Source organism: Acidimicrobiales bacterium (assembly GCA_040219085.1).
In the GTDB taxonomy this organism is placed as follows: Bacteria; Actinomycetota; Acidimicrobiia; order Acidimicrobiales; family JAVJTC01; genus JAVJTC01.
The window spans coordinates 127524-148425 of sequence record JAVJTC010000007.1 but is presented as its reverse complement, the minus strand read 5'-3'; the positions used below and the strand labels follow the sequence as shown (position 1 = coordinate 148425).

Here is a 20902-nt window from a genome sequence, read left to right as displayed (position 1 = left end):
GTCATAGAGCCGATACCCCAAACAGATACCCAGATCGAACCAGTCACGGTTCCCGTCATTGGTGACCGCAACCGGCAACACGCCGCCCTGCGGGTCCCCCAACACCGGACTCGACACATCCGAACCCGCCTCGGGATAGTTCCCCACCGGCGTCGACAGCGGCGAATACGTCGCGTCGACCGACAACGCCGTGTAGGTGATGTCCAACACTGGCGCAGGGGAATCCTCGAAGATCTTCGTGGAGCTCGTTGATGTGTAGTCGCCGTCGAGGCGGAACCCGTAGTTCGTCACGCCATCCGCCCACGCTTGGACGATGTCGGTCACATCGACATAGATCCAGCCGTCCGAACAAAAGAACCGGCCCTTGTTCGAGTTCTGCGACGCCTGCCCGTTGGTCGTGATCGACGAGGGGTTGTTGTAGGACACCGACGAATCGAACGCCTCGGTCAGCCGGCTGACCTCCAAAAGGCGGCTCGAACACGTATCGGCGTAGTCCTGATACAGCTCCAAGGTCGCCGAGTCGATCAAGGCGCCGGAGTCTTCAATCGTTGATAAGTCGAACTCGACATATCCGGTCTTCTCGTACTGGCCGATGCCTTGACCAACCGTGAACCCGTCGTTGGTCGCCCAGTAATAGGACGAGTTCGGGAAGTACTCGTTCGTCGTGTATCCATTCGACGGGTTCGGCGCCAACGTCGGATCAACCGACACCGGCCACACCCGCACCGGATCAGCGATCCAAGCAGGGTCGACGACGTGGCGGACAGTCACCACGCCGTCGACGACACCGACAAGCTCCACCGACGCGTACCCAACGACCTGACTCGACGGGACCTCCTCCGCGAGGATCCGCTCGACCTCGGCCTCGTCGGTGACACCTTCGAGCGCCGCGACAGCAGCGAGTGTGTAGGGGTTCAGATCGCCATCAGAAGCGAAGCCGTAATCCGCTGCGATCTGCGCGTCCCACACCGGCCCGCCCGCCCACAACACGACCAACTCGCCGGTCTCGTCGCGGATCTCCACCGCCGAACCGACCTGGGTCGCCGCCCAGCCCGCAGGAATTTCGAGGGTTTCGACCAGCCCCGCGTCGAACTCGGCGATCGACGCGAGCTCCCAGGTCGTCTTCACTCCCACATCCGACGCCGCCACGGTGACATCGGCACCCGACGCCGCGACATCACCGAAACGCACACCAGAGCCGCCACCAGCTGACCGGCCCGGCGCCGACACCCCGCCATCGACGCCCAACACCAGGCGCTCACCGTCAACGGTCACCGCGGCGACCGACCGCGACAACCCATCGACGGCCCCCGGCGCCACACCGTCTGGCTCAGTCGTCGGTCCCGGCGCCGGAACATCATCGACCGGGCTCGTGTCATCGGCTGGGTCGTCTTCGCCGCCCGAAGCCGGTTCCCCACCGTCGACACCCTGCACACCAGCGGGATCCTCGACGCTCTCAGAAGGCGCCTCAGGGGCCAGCGTTGCTGGCGGCGTGCGATCGGTGCGGCTCGCGGCGCCGCCGGCCGTCCCGGGGATCTCGACATCGAATGCGGAACCCGGCGCCGAGCGCACCCCGCCCGCGCCGTCACCCACCAACTCCACCGGCCCGCGCTCGCCGCCAAACGGCACCCGAAGCGACAACTCCTCCCCATCGGCAATCCCCGAATCGTTCGGGGTGACAAGGCGCGCCCGCTCCCGGCCCTCGCCTTCAGGCGCTCCCGCAGCGTCGTCGGAGCTGAAGCGATGCGTCGGCAACTCGTCGCCGATCTCATCAGCGTTCGGCCATCCCGGCGACACCGCCGGCACCGTCGGGCCCGCCGAATCAGACCGCACCAGCCGGTCCGGCTCCGCGCCGCCCGAAAACGACAAGCGCTCGCCGCGGTCTTGCGCGTCAGCGAGATCGATCGACGCCAACGGCAACACCGCTGCCAACAACGCGACCAACACGAACAGATAGATCCGCCGAACCGCCATCACACGAGCCCCTGCCAAGAGACGAAACAACACAACAGGTGCCGGACCCTAAGATACCCGAGCCGCCGAGTCAATAATCAGTTTTCTGTGATCAGAATTCTCTGTATTAATTACCGGCGAGTAGCTTCGCGTGGCCGTGCGGGTCGCCTCGGCGGTCGAGTCGGGCCGGCCGACGGGGTGAGTCGACCGGCCCAACCCGCTGGAGGGAGGGAACGAGATCCGCCTCTACCAGCCTCTATCCCCTAGCGACGCGATCCGATTACAAGAAAGCCAGAAAGAATCTCCACCGCGGCTCACGAAAGCGCCGTGGGCCTCACCGCCGGACCCGTCCACTGTTCGAGCCGCCCACCGTGCCCACGACGAACGACGCCAGAACTGCATCACATCGCGGTCGGTGCCACCTGACACCGGGGGCACCAGTAGACGATGCGCCCTCGCGCACCGTGCGGGCGACCGCTTTCGACGCGGGAGCGCGACAAGAGCGCCGAGATCCTCACCTACCGGTCAGCCAGCGAGGCCGAAGAAGACGAGGATCGCGCGGCCGAGGCGGACGAGCTCTTCGTCGCCGAGCCTGCCAATGGGTTCGCCGAGCTTGGATCGAGGAACGGTCGTGACCTTGTCGACCATGAGGCTGCATGGCTCGCGTAGCCCGTTCACCTCGTCCGGCTCGACGCGGAGACGGAAGAACGGTGCCTCGGTCGGATCAGTGGTGAAGGCGCAGACCGTCACCGAGTCCGTTCCGTCGAATCGGTCGTCTTGGATGATCGCGACGGGTCGCGGCCTGCCGACGCATCCCGAGCCGGGGGAAGCGGTCCAGATCTCCCCGCGCTTCAATCGTCGTCCAGGCTCACCGCGTCGATGAACGCCTGATCCTTCGCGTCATGAGCACTCGCGGCGACCGCGGCCGACTGGCGACGGGCTTCGCCATCGAACTCTGGCGACCGCACATCAGGAACCCAGATCTGCACGGGCCGAAGGCCTTGGGCACGAAGCCGCCGACGGTGCTCCCGCACTCGCCCCTTCACCCCGGCGTTTTCCTGCGGCGCGGCCATGGCCCGATGTTACATGTAACGCCTTGGATGGCCCGCCCTCGCGGTCTGCCCCGTGGGTCGACCTCGAACTCCGACACCTCGAGCGAGTGATGCCCGGGCAGAGGTTCGAGGAGGAACGATCTCGTGGAGGGTGTCACCCTCGGGCACGGCTGCCGTGCCCACCACCAACGACGCCACACCACGAACCCATCGCCGTCATCTCACGCCACTGACACGTCGCCCTCGCACTCACCGCCAACCGCGCCGCACGCGCCCGAGGCGGTCACCGGGCCAAGGCGCGAAGGACTACTACCCGATCAGACCGGGATCACATTGCGGCGGCCGACACCTGACACCGGGGGCACCAGTAGACGATGCGGCCGTCGCGGCCGGTACGGCCGACCTCGATCGGGGTCTGACACTGGCGGCACGGTCGACGGGCCCGGTCATAGACCGCCAGTCCCCCCGGAACGGTGCGCCGCTCCCCTCCCCCGAGGTTCGCCTTCAGCAACCTCGCCGCGGTGACGAGAAGCTCCCTACGGGCCGGAACCGACACATCCCGCACGGGCGTGTCGTGGTGCAGCCGGCACGCCCACAGGACCTCACAGCGGTAGACGTTGCCGATCCCCGCGGCGATCCGCTGATCCAACAGAGCGTCACCGATGGACGTGTCGGGATCGGCATGGGTGGCGAAGCGCCGGACGGCCTCGTCGATGTCGGCGTCGGGACGGCACAGATCCGGCCCGAGGTGGTCCACGGGGGACGCTCCCGGCGACGCCGTCGGGTAGGTCCGCACCACCGGTGCCGAGAAGCACACGGCCACCCACTCGTCGGTGGCGACGACAGCCCGGGCGAGGTGCGCGGGCTTCCGCCACCTCTCACCGACCCGATACAGGTGCCAGGAGCCGGTCATCCGCAGGTGGGTCGCGAGCGTCAACCCGCCCGAGAACGCGATCAGTAGGTACTTGCCGACGGACTCGACCGAGACGATCGTCTCACCCCGCCTCGGGCGGTCACCGGCGAGGCGGAGAGCTTCGAAGCGCTCCAACGTCCGACCCTCCAAGGCCGGGCGCAGCCGCGTGGCCACCCGGTGGAGGGTGTCACCCTCGGGCACGACTGCGCCTCGCGTAGGCCCAGCCCCGGTAGGAGCGGACGAACCCGGCGGCCTCGAGTGCCGGGGCCACGGCGCTCTCCGCGGTGAGGGTCTCCCCGTCGACCTTCGCGATCTCGATCCGGCGGATGCGGCCCCGGTCGACGAGTTGCGCCAGCGCGGCGGCCCAGCGGTCGTCACCAGCCGACGCCGGGAACGTGACGAGACTGCGGGCGCCCCGCTCCAACAGCACCGCGGGCTCGCCGTCGACGAGGACCACCTGCGATCCGGCGCTGCGGGCGGGCCGCCCCTGTGTCTCGGGCCAGTCCAGGGCGGCCCCGTAGGGCTGGGCGGTGTCGGTGGCCGCCAAGACCGTCACTGCTGCGTCCGCGGTGGCAGCGGGGTCGCCGTCGGCGTCCGCCTCGTCCCACATCCCCGGAGTGGGGGGATCGGCGGGTCGGTCCGGGACACCGGTTGCGTCCCGGCGTTGGGACCGCAGACGCTCCACCGCCCCCGGCAACGCGAACTGGGCCGCCCCCAGCCCCTCCACGAAATAGCCGCGCCGGACCTTCCCCTGCTCCTCCAGCGCCTTGAGAACGGGATAGACGCCGGCGAAACCTCCCTGGGCCCCCTCAGCCAGCGCCGCCTCACGGGTGAGCACGCCGTAGCGCTCCAGGAGCTGGGACGCGCGGGCGTGGGCGATCTCGGTCGCAGTGGGCCGTGGTTCGAGCAGCGGGGCCACCAGTGACCACCGTCCGGCCGCCGCCGGTGGTCCCGTCGCCCGGAGGCGGCCCGGACGGGGGCGACCCTTGCGCGCCGGCGCCGCCCGCTTCGACCGTGCCGCCACGAACGTCCGGACGGGCGCGAGCGAATCGTTCGTGACCTCACCGGACCACACGAGATCCCACAGGGCGGCGAGAACCTCCTCCTCGCCGTATCCCGCACCGGCGGCCGCAACCGCGGCGAGGAGGTCGGCCCAGAACGACGCACCCCGGCCCTCCAGGTGTCCGCGGATCGCGTCGTGGACCGGACCCTCGGGGGCGTCGTCACCGGACGGTGGCACGAGGAGGGGTGCCTGGTCCCGGAACACCAGCCGGAGCCGCCCGTCAGTGGCGCCGATGGGACCCGCTCCGACCCACACGACCTCTCCCGACGTGCACAGCGCGTCGAGGTCAGAACGCTGGTAGCCCGCCACCCGGGCGGCGAGGATGTCATCCTCGAATACCGACGCCGGCAGCGCCGCTCCCGACAGGGTGGTCAGCGCCTCCACGACCGCGTCGATCCCCCGGCGGCGACCGCCGACCCCCTGCCACAGGGGCGCGAATCGCGCGTACGCGGCCGCGTCGGTGGGCTCCACCTCGCGCCGCAGCGCCGCCAGGGACCGACGGCGCAGCGACCGCAGCACGTCGCCGTCGCACCACTCGCGTTCGTGACCGTCGGGGCGGAACTCGCCCCGCACGAGCCGCCCGTCGGACTCAATGGCCTCCAGCGCCTCGGCTGCCCGCTCGACCGACACGGCGAGGCGACGCGCGACGTCGGCGGTCGTGAACGGACCGTGGGTCCGGGCGTGCCGGGCGACGAGGTCCTCCAGCGGCCGCAGAACGGGCTCGGTGAAGACCGCCGGCAGACCGACGGGGAGGGCGACCCCGAGGGCGTCACGGAGACGGGCGGCGTCCTCGGCTGCGGCCACCCGCGGCTCGTCGGCTATCGCGACCTCGATGAGCCGGCGCTGCTCGATGAGATCCGACACTGTCGCCGCCACGTCGAGGTCGTCGACGCAGCGGGCGGTCAACTCCTCGACGGTCAGCGGTCCCAGCACCCGGACCAGATCGTGGACCTCGTCGCCGTCGCGGGCACGGCGACCTTCGACGAGTCGTTGCAACTCCGCCTCGAGCGCGGCCAGGACGTCACCGTCGATCAGCTCGCGCAGTTCCTCCGAGCCCAACAGCTCCGCGAGGAGGTCCCGGTCCAGGGCGAGCGCAGCGGCCCGACGCTCCGCGAGAGGAGCGTCCCCCTCGTACATGTAGACGGCGATCCAGCCGAACAGGAGGCTCTGCGCGAACGGCGAGGCCTTGGCCGTCTCCACCGACACCACGCGCACGGCCCGGCTGCGCAGGTCACGCAGCAGCTGGCGGAGCGCGGGGACGTCGAACACGTCGTCGAGGCACTCCCGGGTGGTCTCCAACAGGATCGGGAAGTCCGGGTGCGGCGCGGCCGCCCGCAGAAGGTCCGCGGCGCGCTGGCGCTGCTGCCACAGCGGGGTGCGCTGATCCGGGCGGCGGCGGGGCAGGAGCAGCGCCCGTCCGGCACATTCACGGAAGCGGGCCGCGAAGAGCGCCGTCGAAGGAAGGTGTGTGACGAGCAACTCCGTCAGCTCGTCGGGATCGATGAGCAACTCGTCCACAGGCATGTCGTCCACGGCCTCGGGGAGGCGAACGACGATGCCGTCGTCGCTCCACATCATCTCCACGTCGACGCCCCACTCGTCGGCGAGACGCGCCCGCAGCGCCACCCCCCCCGGGGCGTGGACCTGCGCACCGAAGGGAGAGTGGATGCAGACCCGCCAGTCGCCGATCTCGTCACGGAACCGCTCCACGACGATCGTGCGGTCGTCGGGGACCACTCCCGTGGCCTCGGCCTGGTCGGAGAGGTACTGGACGAGGTTGACCGCGGCCCGGTCGTCGAGGCCGACGGACTCCCGCAGATGCTCGATGGCATCGGGGCGCTCCCGCAGCTCCCTCGTGAACTCACCGAGGGCACGACCCAGCTCGAAGGGACGCCCGGGACCGTCGCCGTGCCAGAACGGCATCCTCCCCGGCTCCCCCGGCGCCGGGGTGACCACGACCCGCTCGTAGGAGATGTCCTCGATCCGCCAGGTGGACGCGCCCAGGAGGAACGTCTCGCCCGGTCGGGACTCGTAGACCATCTCCTCGTCGAGCTCACCGACCCGCGTGCCGTCGGGCAGGAACACCCCGAACAGCCCCCGGTCCGGGATGGTCCCGGCGTTGGTCACCGCCAGGCGTTGCGCACCCGAACGGCCACGCAGGACATCGGCCACCCGGTCCCACACGATGCGCGGTCGCAACTCCGAGAACGACTCCGACGGGTACCTCCCGGCCAGCATCTCGACGACGTTGCGGAAGACGTCGTCGGTCAACTCGGCGAAGCTCGCCGAGCGGCGCACGACGCGCATCATGTCGGCGACCGGCCAGTCGTCCATCGCGCACATCGCGACCATCTGCTGGGCGAGGACGTCGAGGGGGTTGCGCAGGTACCGGGTGTGTTCGATCCGGCCGTCGAGCATCCGCTCGACGACGACGGCCGCCTCGAGCAGATCGGCGCGGTGCTTCGGGAAGATCTTCCCCCGGCTCGGCGCGCCCACCTGGTGACCGGCCCGGCCGATGCGCTGCATACCCCGTGACACCGCTCCGGGCGATTCGACCTGCACGACGAGGTCGACCGCACCCATGTCGATACCCAGCTCCAGCGAGCTCGTGGCCACCAGCGCCTTGAGCTCACCCCGCTTGAGCTCGTCCTCTATCAACAGGCGCTGCGGGCGGCTCAACGACCCGTGGTGGGCCTTGACGAGAGGCGGACCCTGCGGTGAGGTCCCGTCGGACTCGCCGCCCCGGGACTCGCCGTCCAGCGCCAACTCGTTCAGGCGGGTGGCGAGGCGCTCCGCCAGCCGACGCGAGTTCACGAAGACGAGGGTCGAACGGTGCGACTCGATCAACTCCAGCAGCATCGGGTGCATCGACGGCCAGATGCTGCGCCGCACCGGACCCGCGGCCGCCGGCCCCGACGTCGGCTCCTCCACGAAGGTCCCGAGGCTCGCCATGTCCTCGATGGGCACGACGATCTCCACCTCGAGCTGTTTGGCCGATCCCTCGTCGACGATCGTCACGGGCCGCCACCGGCCGTCGTCGTCACGCCCGCCGAGGAACCGGGCGATCTCCGACAGAGGGCGTTGCGTCGCGGACAGCCCGATCCTCTGCGGGGGTTTCTCACAGACCTCGGCGAGCCGCTCGAGGGTCAGCGCCAGATGGGCGCCGCGCTTGGTGGCCGCGACGGCATGGATCTCGTCGATGATCACGTGCTCGACGTGCGCGAGCGTCTCGCGGGCCTGCGACGTGAGCATCAGGTACAGCGACTCGGGCGTCGTGATCAGGACGTCGGGTGGGTGGCGCTTGAGCCGCCGCCGTTCGTCGGCCGGCGTGTCGCCGGTACGGATGCCCACCGTCGGCACGGTGACCGGCGTGCCGGTCCGCTCGGCCGCCAGCGCGATGCCGGTGAGCGGACCGCGCAGGTTCTTGTCGATGTCCACCGCGAGCGCCCGCAGAGGCGAGATGTACAGAACCCTCGTGCCCGCCTCGGGACGCGGCTCGGCGACGAGACGGTCGATACCCCACAAGAACGCGGCGAGCGTCTTGCCGGACCCCGTCGGCGCGCAGATGAGCGTGTGGTCGCCATCCGCGATCGGGCCCCATCCACCGGACTGCGGCGGCGTCGGCGTGCCGAAGGTGGTAGTGAACCAGGTGCGGACCGGGTCGCTGAACCGGTCGAGGACGGCCGCGTCCGCGGCCGCGGTGGTACTCACCGCTGCGACCCTAGGACCACCGGGCCGCTCAGCGCAGAGCCTCTGGCAGCGGTTCGGAGTGCACGATCGTCAGCCGCTTGGTGGCTCGGGTGATCGCGACGTACAGGGACCTCATCCCCGCGGCCACCTCCGAGACGATCCGGGCGGGCTCGACGACGACCGCCGAGTCCACCTCGAGGCCCTTCACCATGCGCACGGGGACCACCGAGACCTGCATGTCGAGCGCACCGTGATAGGCGACCCCGCTCGGTATCCCCGCCGCGGTCAGGGCGTCGCCGATCGCCGTCACCTGGTCCCGCAGCGCTATCACGGCCACGTTGCCCGTGCCCACCTCGTCGCGTTCCGCGCGCACGGCGTCGACGATCGCGTCGAGAACACCGTCGGGGCCCGTCTCGACGAACACCGGCTCGTCACCGCGACGGCGCACCGGCACGGGAGCGGTGAGCTGGGGGGCCGCCTCGGCCAGCACCTTCGCCGCGAGGTCCATCGTCGGGCCCGGCAGCCGGTAGCCGACGGTCAACTCCCGCAGACGGGGCTCGTGGCGACTCGGCAGGTACTCGAGAATCGTGTCCCAGTCGTCGTGGGCCCACGCGCTCGTCGCCTGCGCGATGTCGCCCACCAGCGTCATGGAACCGTTGAGCGAACGACGCGCCAGCATGCGCAACTGCATCGGCGAGAGGTCCTGGACCTCGTCGACGACGATGTGGCCGTAGGTGCGGACGGCGTCGGCTTCCTTGCGCCCCGGGCGCGGCCCGAGGATGTAGCGCGCCTCGTCGAGCAGGGGAACATCGTCGTTGGTCCACACGACCTCGTCCGCGTGGCTGCGCTCACGGTGCAGGGCGAGGTACTCGTGTTCCTCGAAGAACCTGCCCGCCGCGGAACGCAACAGGGCCTTGGAGCCGTAGAGGTCGTGGAGGAGGTGGGTGGCCGTGAGAACCGGCCACATCCACTCGAGTGCCTCTCGCACCTCGAGTCGGCCTTCGAGACGCTCCCCGACCTCTTCGGGGTCCGGTTCGGACCGCGCGGACGCAGCGAGCGCCGCGTTGACCGACTCCACGACGAAGCGGCGCGCACCGTTGTGGGTGCGGAACCGACGCCGGGCCTGCGTGACGATCCGACGGCTCTCGGCAACCGTCAGACGCATCCGTTCCAGGCCGTAGCCGATGACCAGGTCCTCGCGCAGCGGACGTTCGCGGTCCCGCACCGCCCGGTCGATCACGTCGGCCATCGCAACGTCTCCCTTGACCCGGGCGACGTCGTCGGGGTCGAAGTCACGCACCCGGGCCTTGCCGAGGAGGTCGCCGAGCACCGCGAGTTCCACACCGGCCTCGCCGAGGGACGGGAGAACCTGCTCGATGTAGGTGAGGAACAGCCGGTTGGGACCCACCACGAGAACGCCCTGGCCCTCCAGCGGGAACCGGTGTGTGTAGAGCAGGTACGCCGCCCGGTGCAGGGACACCACCGTCTTGCCCGTTCCCGGGCCGCCCTGGACGATCAACACGCCCTGCATCGGCGCGCGGATGACCTCGTCCTGTTCGGCCTGGATGGTGGCGACGGCGTCGCCGAGACGCCCCGTCCGGGCCGTCTCGAGAGTGTGGATCAGGGTCCGGGTGCCCTGAGTGGAGCCGGGACCGTCGCCCGCAGCGACGGCGCCGGCCTCGTCGTCGGCGAGGCCCAGCGCCGCCTCACCGAAGTACTCGTCTTCGATACCGAGCAACTCGCGGCCGCGGGTGGCGAAGTGGCGACGCCGCACGAGGCCCATCGGGACCCGACCGGTGGCCCGGTAGAAGGGCTCGGCGACGGGCGCGCGCCAGTCCACGACCACGGGCTCGCGTTCGGCGTCCCACACCGCGACCCGGCCGATGTAGTAGCTGCCGGCACCGGCATCCGGCGTCTGGTCGATACGTCCGAAGATCAGGGACTGGTCGCCGACGTCGAGCGCCTCGAGGCGCGCGAGCATCGACTCCTGGATGGCCTCGCGCTCCACGCGGGCCTGATGGGTTCCACCGGCGCCGACCTCGACCATGCCACCCATGCGCAGCGCCACCTCGCGGGAGGAGTCGAGCAGGGCATGGGCGCTGTCGATGTAGGCCTGTTCGGCGTCGAAATCGGGATGGATGGCTACCTCCTCGAAGAGGTACCGACGGGGGGTCCTTCAGGGTATCCAGACCCCGATCGCCGCACTCCGCGCAACGGGAGGTGTCTGGGGGAAGCCGTCAGGTGCCCGGGTCCTCGCCGATCTCTCGCAGGCCGTCACGGATGGCCGCACGCAACCGGCGGGCGATCCCGGGGCTGAGGTGGGCGACCAGGCCGTAACCGGCGCGGCCGACCTCCTCGACGGTCAACACGATGCGGGGCTCCGCGTCCTCGTAGTCGTCGGCGATGGCGACGGCCCACGAGATGGCCGTGAGGTCCTCCTCCTCGTAGGACGGCGGGTAGTCGGCCGGGTCGAACGGGTAGTCGTCGATCGATTTGCGCATGGGGTCAGTGTGGGGTCCGGTCGGTAGCGTTCACGACGTGGCGCAACCCAAGACGTACCCCGATTCCGCGTACCTTCGGGCCTGTCGCCGTGAACCCGGCGACCGCGTACCCGTGTGGTTCATGCGCCAGGCGGGCCGCTCGCTGCCCGAGTACCACGCGGTCCGGGGGGAAGGCTCGATCCTCGACGCGATCGCCGACGCGGACCGCGCCACCGAGATCACGCTCCAGCCCGTGCACCGCTACGGCGTGGACGCGGCGATCCTCTACTCGGACATCGTCGTCCCGATCCACGCGGTCGGTTTCGGCATCGACGTCGTGCCCGGCGTCGGACCCGTGGCGGAGGTCCCCTTCGCGCGCCGCGCGGACCTCGAGCGGCTACGCCCGCTCGAGCCGGACGTGGACACACCCGCCGTCCTGGAGACGGTACGCAACGTGGTCGACGCGCTCGACGTCCCCCTCATCGGCTTCGCGGGGGCCCCGTTCACCCTCGCGAGCTATCTGATCGAGGGTCGACCCAGCCGCACGTACACGAAGACGAAGGCGATGATGCTCGGCGACACGGCGCTGTGGTCCGACCTGCTGGACCGCCTGGCCGACCTCGTCATCACCTCGTTGCGCTCCCAGGTGGCCGCCGGTGCCTCCGCCGTGCAGATCTTCGACAGCTGGGCGGGCGCGCTGTCGCCGCCCGTCTACGAGCGGTACGTCATCGACGCCACGCGCAGGGTCGTCGACGCCGTGGCGGACCTGGGCGTTCCCGTCGTGCACTTCGGCGTCGGCACCGGGGAACTGCTGTCGGCGATGGCGCTCCCCGGCGTGGACGTGGTGGGCGTGGACTGGCGGGTCCCCCTCGACGTCGCCCGCGCCCGCATCGACCACGAGGTGACACTGCAGGGCAACCTGGACCCGGCGGCGTGCTTCGCGCCGTGGGATGCGGTCGAGGCGGCGGTGCGCGACGTGCTGGCCCGCAACGGCGGCCATCCGGGCCACATCTTCAACCTCGGACACGGCGTCCTGCCCGACACGGACCCGTCCGTGCTCGAGCGCGTGGTCGAGCTGGTCCACGCCGAGGGGCGCGCCGACGGCGTGCCGGAGACCGCCGCGGCCCCGTGAGCCACATCGTCGTCGTCGGTGCCGGGATGGCCGGACTCGCGGCCGGATGGGAGATCCGCCGCCATCAGCCGGACGCGACCCTGACCGTCCACGAGGCCGCGGATCGGCCCGGCGGGAAGATCCACACCTCGTCGGTCGCGGGCATCGCCGTGGACGAGGCCGCCGACGCGTTCCTCGCCCGGGTACCGGCCGCCGTGAACCTGTGTCGCGAGCTGGGCCTCGAGACCGAACTCGTCGCCCCGGCCCGTGGCAATGCGCAGATCTGGCTCGACGGGCGCCTCCAGCCTCTCCCTCACCCCCAGATCCTCGGCGTTCCGCTGGACCCCGATGCCCTGGCGGCATCCGGCATCGTCTCGGACGCCGCGGTCGCGGCCCTGCGCTCGGACCTCGGGCGCGACGTCGACCCGGTGCGGGCCACCGACACCCTCGGCTCGCTCATCCGTCGCCGCCTCGGCGACGAGATCTTCGAACGGCTCGTCGCTCCACTGATCGGATCGATCGCCGCCGGCGACGTCGACCGTCTCGGGCTGGAAGCCGTCCCCCAGATCGCCTCGGCTGCACGGGCCCACGCGAGCCTCGTACGCGGTCTCGAACTCGGGCGGGCGAAGGCCGGCGCCTCACCGGACGACCCGGTTTTCTACGCCCCCCGTCGGGGGATGGGGTCACTGGTCGACACGATCGCCGACCGGCTGGGTAGCCGCCTGAGGCTGCGTTCGAGGGTGGGGTCGATCACCCCCGAGGGGGACCGGATCGCAGTGGAGACCGCCGAGGGCACCGAGTACGCCGACGCGGTGGTGCTCGCAACCGAAGCCGCGCCGGCGGCCGACCTCGTGGAGCCCTGGGCGGCCGCGGCGGCCGCCGAACTGCGGGCCATCGAGACGACGTCGGTGGCGTTCATCACGCTCGTGTACGAACCGAGAGAGGTGCCGATCAGCCTGGACGGATCGGGCTTCCTCGTCCCCGCGGGATCACCGCACACCATCACCGCCTGCTCGTGGACGTCGTCGAAGTGGGACCACATCGGCGGCGGTCATGTCGTGTTGCGGGCATCGGTCGGGCGGGCCGGTGACGACGAGATCGCATCCGCCGACGACGCCCGACTCATCCGGGTCGCCCGCAACGACCTGGCCATCATCATGCGCATCGCAGCCGAACCAGACGACGTGCGCGTCTCCCGCTGGCCGAACTCGTTCCCCCAGTACGCACCGGGCCACGCCGAACGGGTGATCCGCATCGAGGAAGCCCTCTCGCGTGAGCGCGTTTTCACCGCCGGGGCGTCCTACCGTGGCATCGGCGTACCGGCCTGTATCGACCAGGGACGCACGGCGGCCCGGATGGCCGTGACCGCCGCCAACGCACCTGGCCGCACTGGCCGGTGACCGACCGGAATGACCGTCGACCACAGAGGGTTCAGGCGAACGTGAACATCGAGATCACAGACACCGCCGTCGACCTGTTACGACGCAAGGGCGGCACGATGGCCGTCGACTTCATCAGGCCCACCGGCTGAGGCAAGGTCGCCGAGGTGTCGGTCGACACCAACACGAAAGGCAAGAACCTCACCCGGTACCGCACGCAACGCCTCGACGACGAGCTGCGGGTCCTCGTCGCGCCCCAGATCCTCGGGCTCGCCCACATGATGCGCATCGACGTGCGCGGCGGGCTCCGCAAGAAGCTGAGCATCGAACTCAGCGACGGCGACACCTGGGCGGACGGCACCGCCTGCGAGATCTGACCGGCTCGGCACCCCCGCCCGGTGGACCTGCCCGACTCCACCGATGTCGGGCAGGCTCGCCACGTCGGGCGGATGCTCAGACGCTGCGCCCCGAGAACGCCACGAGCCGCTCGAGCGGACCGGCGTCGCTGGAGACCTCCGTCTCCGCCGCGAACGTGTCGCCATCACGCATCTCGGGCGCGAGGGCCTGACGGGCGAAGGCATCGACCTCACGCACGAGGTCCTCGGGCGGGTCGTAGGCCTGTCCGGTGGACGTCGCCAGGTCCCATCCGTGCACGAGCCCGTCGAACGCGACGAAGCGGGCGAACACGTCGCCGGTGACGGAGCCGAAGGGCGCCTCGACGGTGCGCCCGAGAGCCCCGGGGCTCTGCACGGCATCCAACAGGTTGGCCATGGCGGCCCGGAACCGGGCGGCGGGATGCGCGTCGGTGTCGGCCTCCACCGGCGACGGAGCATCGACGCCCCTGAATGCGGGGGCGAAGGAGTCCGCTCCGCCGACCATGTGGTCGAGCACGTCACGGACCGCGAATTTCGCGCAGGGCGTCCGGTTGTCGAGTTGCCCAGGCTCGATGCGGCCGACGATGTTCGTCAGCATCGGCAGGATCGTGGCGAGTTGTCTGTCTGGTTGCATGGTGTCTCCTCGGTCGTCGTACAGGTGGTTCTGGCCGGTCCGGGTCAACCGGCGGACATCTTGTCGAGGATGTGGTCCAGCACCGCGGTGTGCTCATGCTGGGGGCTGAAGAGGACCACGTCGGCGTCATCGGTGACCCGGACGCTGTGTCCCGGAGGCCAGTAGAAGATCTCGCCGCCCTCACAGGTCTCGTCGGTCCCGTCCGAGTAGTCGACCACGAGGCGACCCGAGATCATGTAGCCCCAGTGCGGGGCGTGGCAGACATCGCCGGCGAGACCCTGCAGCAGCGGTGCGAGGTCCGTGCCGGCCGCCAACGTGAAGTACTCGCCGCCGATCGACCCGTAGCCGGACGCGTCGCCGAAATCCGTCTTCTGGCGGGCGACGGCTCCGGGAGCGTCGATCTTGACCGGGATCGAATCCTTCGTCAGGTGCATATCCGTTCCTTCCATGTCGTGGGCCGGGGGGGCCACGTGGCCCCACCCGGTGGCCCCCGCCCCGGCGGTACCGGGAACGACACGAGGACCGCGCTCATACGATCCCGTAGGGTGGTTGCAGACTTCTGTCGGCGAATCCGCAGGCGGGACCACGGGGATCGCAAGGGGTTTGACAGCGCACGACGACACCCGCCACCGCGAGGACGCCCACGGCGACGTGACCCTCTGCGTCCTCGGCCCGCTGGTCCTGTACCGGGGCGACTCCCGGCCCTCGCTCGGTGGGCCCAAGGCGCGCCAGCTCCTGGCGACCCTCATCGCCCAGCGCGGCAGGGCCGTCTCGGGCGACCGTCTCGTGGACACGCTGTGGGGTGCCGCCCCACCACGCTCCGCGCCGGCGAGCGTCCAGAGCCACGTCTCACGACTGCGCAGGGTGTTGGACCCGGCATTCGAGATCCGTCACGAGACCGGCGGCTATCGGCTCGTGGTCCACGACGCCGACATCGACGCGGACCGCTTCGAGGACCTCCTGGCACGGTCGCGCGACGTGGAACCGGTCGAGTCCGCCGACCTGCTCGACGACGCACTCTCGCTGTGGCGGGGGCCGGCGTTCGGTGAGCACTGCGACCTGGAACACGTCCGGGCCGAAGCCGTCCGACTCGACGAGCTGCGGCTCGTCGCGACCGACCAGTGGGTCCGGGCGAGGCTGGCGCGTGGCGATGCCGCCTCGATGGTCGGCGAGCTCGAGGGCCTCGTCGAGCAGCACCCGCTGCGCGAGAGCTTCCGGCTGTCGCTCATGACCGCCCTGCACCACACGGGCCGTCAGGCCGAGGCTCTCCGCCGCGCCGCGGAGTTCAGAGAGATGCTCGGGACCGAGGTCGGTCTGGACGCATCGGCCGCCATCGGAGACCTCGAGTCCAGGATCCTCGCCGACGATCCTTCGCTGCGGCCACCCCCTGCGGCGACCGGCGGCGCGCCCGCCGGGGCCGTCAGCGCCGATTCGGCCCTCCTCGGATCGACCTCGTTCGTGGGCCGTGACCCTGAGGTCGCGGACCTCGCCGAGGCGCTCACGGCGAATCCGGTCGTCACGGTGACCGGTCCGGGCGGAGTGGGCAAGACACGCCTCGCGATGCGCGCCGCGGCCCACCTGTCCCCCGACCTCGGCGGGGACGTGACCGTCGTCGAGTTCGCAGCTCTGCGGGATCCCGGCGGGGTCGGGCGCGTCCTCGCCCACGCGCTGGACGTCCAGCAGCGCCAGGCGCGGACCCTCGTCGCCACGATCGAGGAGTACCTCGCGCCACGGCGGGCGCTGCTCGTCCTCGACAACTGCGAACACGTCACCGAAACCGTCGCGCCACTCGTCGACCGGCTCCGATCGTCGTGTCCGCAGCTGCGGATCCTGGCGACGAGCCGCCAGCCCCTGGGCCTCGCCAGCGAGTTCGTCGTGGTCGTCTCGCCCCTCTCGCTCCCCGACCTCGGAGCCGACTCCCTCGACGAGATCAGCCGGTCCTCCGCGGTCCAGTTGTTCGTCACCCGGGCGGCCGCCGCGGTACCGGGCTTCGAGCTCGACGAGGAGAACGCCGGGATCGTCGCCGCCATCTGTCGGCGCGTCGACGGCATCCCCCTCGGCCTGGAACTCGCAGCGGCGCGTCTGCGGGCCATGGGCGTAGCCGCCCTGGCGGAACGCCTCGACCAGCGCGTGCAGTCCCTCGGCCGTCCCCAACACGGTCGCGACGGGCGCCAACGGTCGCTCGTCGAGCTCGTCCGCTGGTCACACGACCTGCTCGACCCGCGATCGCGCCGGGTCTTCGCCGAGCTGGCCGTCTTCGCCGGTGGATTCGACCTCACGGCGGCCGAAGCGGTCTGTGGGCAGGCCGGTGCCGACCGGCCGGACCCGGTGGACACCCTCGCCGACCTCGTCGAGCAGTCGATGGTGATCCTCACCGACCCCCGCGTCCCCCGCTACCGCCTGCTGGAGCCGTTGCGGGAGTTCGGGCTCGACCGCCTCGCAGACAGCGGCGACCTCGCCGCCGTGGAGCTCCGCCACCTGTCATGGTTCGTCGACCTCGCCGAACGCGGGGCGCAGGGGCTCGACACCCCGGAGGAGGCAGTGTGGTCCGCCTGGTTCGACAGGGACTTCGACAACCTGCGCTCGGCGCACCTGTTCTCGCTGCGCACCGCCGACACGGACCGGGCGCTGCGCCTCGTGGCCGCGCTACGCGAGTTCGGCTTCCGCGGCGTCCAGTACGAGGTGATGGCCTGGGCCGCCGCCGTGGCGGATCTGCCCGGGGCCGGCGAGCACCCCGAGTACCCGACGGTCCTCGCGATGTGCGCATACGGCCACTGGGTCAGGGGGGACCTCGACGCGGCGATACAGCTGGCGGGACAGGCCCTGGAGGCTGAACGAGCCGATGGCGTGTCCGACAGCGGACTTCCCGAGCGGGTCCTCGGCAACGCCCACTTCTACAAGGGCGACCCCGACACGGCGCTGATGTGGATGGACCGGATGCTCGAATCCGCCCGCATCGCCGATGACACCGCCCGCGTCGCCCACGCCCTCTACATGCGCTCCGTCGCCTACACGAGCCTCGGCGACGGCATCCGCGGCGCCGTCCTCGCAGGGGAGGCCAAGGCCGCGGCCGCTGAGGTCGGATCGGCCACCGCCCGTTCTCTGGCCGCCTACGCGCTCGGGCTCGCCCTCGAACGCACGGATGCCACCGAAGCGCTGTCCAACCTGGAGACCGCTGCCCAGCTCGGCGCGTCGGCCGGCAACCGCTGGATCGGCGCGTTCGCGCTGACCGAGGTCCACTGGCTCCGTGCGCGGTCCGGCGAGCACCTCGCAGCTCTGGAGGGCTACGGCGGGGTCGTCCGGACCTGGTACCGCGGCGGCGACTGGGCCAACCAGTGGCTGTCGCTGCGCCACGTGTTCGGGATCCTGACGGACCTGGGTGCATTCGAGGTGGCCGCCGTGCTCCACGGCGCCCTCGTGGCGGCCGGTGCGGCCCACGCGCTGCCCTTCGAGCCCGCCGACGCGCAGAGGTTGGCCGACACCGTCGAGGAACTGCGCTCGCTACTCGGCGCCGATGCCTTCGAAGAGGCCGTTGCTCGGGGCGCCGCCATGAGCGACAGCGAGATCGTCGAGTTCGTTGTCCACCACATGGAAAGGCTGACGACGGCGACGTGACGGCGCTGCGGCGGGGTCTGCACGGCAGGCGACGACGGGCGCCGGCCCCCTGCGGTGGGGTTCGGGGCCGTAACGACGACACTGTCGGCGTGACGTCGACGATGGTGCCCCGGTGGCGCTGAGCACACCGCGGGCGATTCCGCTCACGGTCCCGCGAGGCACCGACGCGAGGTCGCGCCTGATCAGCGCGGCTGCGTCCATCGCGTCCGGTCTCGCCATCGCGTTCTCGATGCCGCCCTGGGGGTTCTGGCCGCTGGCCTTCGTCGGCGTCGCCGGACTCGACCGTCTCCTCGCCGGTCAGCCCCCGAAGACCCGCTTCCTGCGGGCCGCTGCGGTCGCGGCGTCGTGGCTGTTCCCGTCCACGCTGTGGATGCTCGACTTCTCCCCGCCGGGCTGGATCATCGCCGGGCTCGCGTTCGCCGCCATGTACGGCCTCGGGGCCGCGGCGATCCCCGAGGGACGCTGGCGACCGATCGCTCTACCGGCGATGCTCGTCGTGGTCGCCGCCGTCCGGTGGCGTTGGCCCTTCGGCGGCGTCCCGTTGTCCACCCTGGCGATGAGCCAGGCCGATGCACCCCTCGCACCGACCGTGCGTGTCCTCGGCCCCCTTCTCGCCGTGTGGCTCGTCGGTGTGGTCGGAGTCGGCCTGAGCTCGCTGGTCGAACGTCGCCCGCGGATCGCCGTCGGCGCCGCCGCGATCGTCGGCCTCGCCGCCGTCGGCGCGGCGGTCGCCCCGACCGGCACCGCCATCGGGACACTCGATGTCGCCATCGTCCAGGGCGGGGGGCCCCAACGCACGCGGGCGACCGACACGGACTCGCGCGAGGTGTTCCAACGGCACCTCGAGGCGAGCCGCCTGATCCAGGCGCCGGTGGACCTGGTCCTGTGGCCCGAGAACGTCGTCGACGTCGACGGCACGTTCGCCGGCAGTGACCTCGAAGCCGAACTTTCCCAACTCGCCCGGGACCTCGACGCCTACCTCATCCCCGGGATCATCGAAGACGGCGGTCCCGGTGAGTTCCTGAACTTCTCCGTCGCCATCGACCCGGACGGCGACGTCGTCAGCCGCTACGACAAGGAACGCAGGGTCCCCTTCGGTGAGTACTTCCCGTTCCGCTCGTTCATCGAGCCACTCGCCGGTGAGTCGCTCCCGTCCCGCGAAGCAGTCGCCGGCACGGGCCCCGCGATCCTCGCTACCGACATCGGGGACTTCGGCATCGTCATCTCCTGGGAGGTGTTCTTCGAGGACCGCGCCCGGGAGGGGATCAAGGACGGCGGGACCGTCGTGTTGAACCCGACGAACGGCTCCTCCTACTGGCTCACGATCGTGCAGAGCCAACAGATCGCCTCGAGCCGTCTGCGGGCCCTCGAGACGGGCCGCTACGTCCTTCAGGCCGCGCCCACGGGCTTCAGTGCCATCGTCGAACCCGACGGCGACGTCATCGACCGCTCGGGCGTCTCGGAGACCAAGATCATCCGCGGGACCATCGAGCAGCGCACCGGTCAGACCTGGGCGATCCGCTACGGGCCGTGGCCGATGGTGTCGATCGCCCTGGCCTCGATCTTCGCCGCATGGGTACTCGCCCGTCGCGACACACGGGACGGCACCGTCACACCTCCAACAGGAGCGTGACAGGTCCGTCGTTGACGAGATCGACGGCCATGTCGGCGCCGAAGATGCCCGTGGCCACCGTCGCACCGGCCTCGCGGAGCTCGTCGACCACCGCCTCCACCAACGGTGCGGCCGCCTCGGGGCGGGCGGCGTCGACCCACGACGGTCGCCTCCCCCGGCTCGTGTCGCCGTAGAGGGTGAACTGGCTGATGACGAGCACCTCGCCGGTGGTGTCGGCCACGGACAGGTTCATCACGCCGCCGTCGTCGGCCATCACCCGCAGGTTCCAGATCTTGTCGGCGAGTTTCGCTGCGGAGGCGGCATCATCGTCGTGGGTCACGCCGACGAGCACACACAATCCCCGACCGATCGCACCGACCACCTCACCGTCGACGCGGACCTCGGCCCGTTCGACACGCTGTACGACTGCCCTCATCGTCGGCGGAGGGTACCGCCGTAGCCCTACGCTCGGGCCCGTGGACGCCGTCGCCGCCCTCCTGCACGGATGGTTGATCGTGCTCGCCGTCGCGGGCGCCACGAAGATGCTCGAACCCCGGGACGCCGTCGACGCGCTCGCATCGCTCGGCGTGCGCGTCCCCGACGCGGTGGGACGCGCCGCAGGTGTCGTGGAGCTGGCCGTCGCCGCCGTCGCATTCGCCTGGCCCGGACGAGGGCCGGCTGCGCTCGTGGTCGTGGTGACGGCCGGAATCGCCCTCGTCGCCTTCGCCCTCGCCATGTCGCCCCTCGCGGTCCCGTGCGGCTGCATCGGTCGGCGCGACACCACGGTCGGCCCGACACACGTCGCCGTGGTGGTCGGCGCGCTCGTGGTGGGTGTCGGAGCGGTGGTCCGGGGCGTCGAGGACCTGACCGGCTCACTCGACGGCGACGCCGGCGACGTGATCGCCCACGTGTCGATCGCTCTCGGCACGGCCGCCGTCGTCACGCTGGGCCTCGTCGGCCGACCGGCTCAGGCGGCCCGTCCAGGTACCGTGCGGTGACCGTTCCGCGGACCGCACAGCTCCGTGA

Annotated in this window: 16 protein-coding genes; 6 read left to right on the top strand and 10 right to left on the bottom strand. The window is 70.8% G+C overall.

The annotated features are described in order from the left end of the window. The 7 genes from RIE08_03340 to RIE08_03310 all read right to left on the bottom strand — a co-directional run. Window positions 1-1974: DNRLRE domain-containing protein (locus tag RIE08_03340; protein ID MEQ8716620.1), on the bottom strand; the 1974-nt coding region annotated here is incomplete at its 3' end. 504 nt (window positions 1975-2478) lie between these two features. Further along, window positions 2479-2808, bottom strand: coding sequence for a type II toxin-antitoxin system PemK/MazF family toxin (locus RIE08_03335; GenBank protein ID MEQ8716619.1), 330 nt, complete (start codon window positions 2806-2808; stop codon window positions 2479-2481). After that, on the bottom strand, window positions 2805-3026 hold the full coding sequence (locus RIE08_03330; protein MEQ8716618.1) for an antitoxin MazE family protein: 222 nt from the start codon (window positions 3024-3026) through the stop codon (window positions 2805-2807). Before RIE08_03330 ends, RIE08_03335 begins: the two co-directional genes overlap by 4 nt. A 307-nt stretch (window positions 3027-3333) precedes the next feature. Further along, window positions 3334-4119 carry a DNA-formamidopyrimidine glycosylase family protein gene (locus tag RIE08_03325; GenBank protein ID MEQ8716617.1) on the bottom strand — a complete coding sequence of 262 codons (786 nt, stop codon included), beginning with the start codon at window positions 4117-4119 and terminating at the stop codon, window positions 3334-3336. Continuing rightward, complete coding sequence (locus RIE08_03320) at window positions 4106-8692, bottom strand: DEAD/DEAH box helicase (GenBank protein ID MEQ8716616.1); 4587 nt, start codon at window positions 8690-8692, stop codon at window positions 4106-4108. Before RIE08_03320 ends, RIE08_03325 begins: the two co-directional genes overlap by 14 nt. 28 nt (window positions 8693-8720) lie before the next feature. Then, window positions 8721-10727 carry an AAA family ATPase gene (locus RIE08_03315; GenBank protein ID MEQ8716615.1) on the bottom strand — a complete coding sequence of 669 codons (2007 nt, stop codon included), beginning with the start codon at window positions 10725-10727 and terminating at the stop codon, window positions 8721-8723. A gap of 181 nt (window positions 10728-10908) precedes the next feature. Next, the gene (locus RIE08_03310; GenBank protein ID MEQ8716614.1) at window positions 10909-11172 is read right to left on the bottom strand and encodes a hypothetical protein; all 264 of its coding nucleotides are present in this window, start codon (window positions 11170-11172) and stop codon (window positions 10909-10911) included. Window positions 11173-11209: 37 nt separating this feature from the next. On the opposite strand from RIE08_03310, the gene hemE reads away from it, so the two are divergent. The 3 genes from hemE to RIE08_03295 all read left to right on the top strand — a co-directional run bounded on the left by hemE (window position 11210) and on the right by RIE08_03295 (window position 14018). After that, window positions 11210-12283, top strand: a complete 1074-nt coding sequence (gene hemE / locus RIE08_03305) for a uroporphyrinogen decarboxylase (GenBank protein ID MEQ8716613.1) — start codon at window positions 11210-11212, stop codon at window positions 12281-12283. After that, complete coding sequence (hemG, locus tag RIE08_03300; GenBank protein MEQ8716612.1) at window positions 12280-13662, top strand: protoporphyrinogen oxidase; 1383 nt, start codon at window positions 12280-12282, stop codon at window positions 13660-13662. Before hemE ends, hemG begins: the two co-directional genes overlap by 4 nt. Before the next feature lie 146 nt (window positions 13663-13808). After that, entirely contained in the window at window positions 13809-14018 is a 210-nt protein-coding gene (locus tag RIE08_03295) for a hypothetical protein (protein MEQ8716611.1), read from the top strand. A 76-nt stretch (window positions 14019-14094) separates the two neighbouring features. Here RIE08_03295 and RIE08_03290 read toward each other — a convergent pair whose 3' ends face one another. Further along, window positions 14095-14649, bottom strand: coding sequence for a TIGR03086 family metal-binding protein (locus RIE08_03290; protein MEQ8716610.1), 555 nt, complete (start codon window positions 14647-14649; stop codon window positions 14095-14097). Between the two features lie 44 nt (window positions 14650-14693). After that, window positions 14694-15083, bottom strand: a complete 390-nt coding sequence (locus RIE08_03285) for a hypothetical protein (GenBank protein ID MEQ8716609.1) — start codon at window positions 15081-15083, stop codon at window positions 14694-14696. Between the two features lie 169 nt (window positions 15084-15252). On the opposite strand from RIE08_03285, the gene RIE08_03280 reads away from it, so the two are divergent. Together RIE08_03280 and lnt are read left to right on the top strand one after the other, a co-directional pair. Continuing rightward, window positions 15253-18264, top strand: coding sequence for a BTAD domain-containing putative transcriptional regulator (locus tag RIE08_03280; GenBank protein MEQ8716608.1), 3012 nt, complete (start codon window positions 15253-15255; stop codon window positions 18262-18264). Window positions 18265-18376: 112 nt separating this feature from the next. Then, window positions 18377-19897 (top strand): apolipoprotein N-acyltransferase, encoded by a 1521-nt coding sequence (gene lnt, locus RIE08_03275; protein MEQ8716607.1) that lies wholly within the window; start codon window positions 18377-18379, stop codon window positions 19895-19897. On the opposite strand, the gene dtd is transcribed toward lnt, so the two are convergent. Beyond that, window positions 19875-20312, bottom strand: a complete 438-nt coding sequence (gene dtd / locus RIE08_03270; GenBank protein ID MEQ8716606.1) for a D-aminoacyl-tRNA deacylase — start codon at window positions 20310-20312, stop codon at window positions 19875-19877. The genes lnt and dtd overlap by 23 nt on opposite strands. A 40-nt stretch (window positions 20313-20352) precedes the next feature. Here dtd and RIE08_03265 point away from each other — a divergent pair, with 40 nt between their 5' ends. Continuing rightward, on the top strand, window positions 20353-20874 hold the full coding sequence (locus RIE08_03265) for a hypothetical protein (protein ID MEQ8716605.1): 522 nt from the start codon (window positions 20353-20355) through the stop codon (window positions 20872-20874). Window positions 20875-20902: the final 28 nt, after the last annotated feature.

Bases quoted from the DNA above. Each gene is read 5' to 3' on its own strand.
- dtd (MEQ8716606.1), bottom strand. From the start codon at position 20,312: ATGAGGGCAGTCGTACAGCGTGTCGAACGGGCCGAGGTCCGCGTCGAC.
- RIE08_03330 (MEQ8716618.1), bottom strand. From the start codon at position 3,026: ATGGCCGCGCCGCAGGAAAACGCCGGGGTGAAGGGGCGAGTGCGGGAG.
- RIE08_03285 (MEQ8716609.1), bottom strand. From the start codon at position 15,083: ATGCACCTGACGAAGGATTCGATCCCGGTCAAGATCGACGCTCCCGGA.
- RIE08_03315 (MEQ8716615.1), bottom strand. From the start codon at position 10,727: ATGGGTGGCATGGTCGAGGTCGGCGCCGGTGGAACCCATCAGGCCCGC.
- RIE08_03310 (MEQ8716614.1), bottom strand. From the start codon at position 11,172: ATGCGCAAATCGATCGACGACTACCCGTTCGACCCGGCCGACTACCCG.
- RIE08_03290 (MEQ8716610.1), bottom strand. From the start codon at position 14,649: ATGCAACCAGACAGACAACTCGCCACGATCCTGCCGATGCTGACGAAC.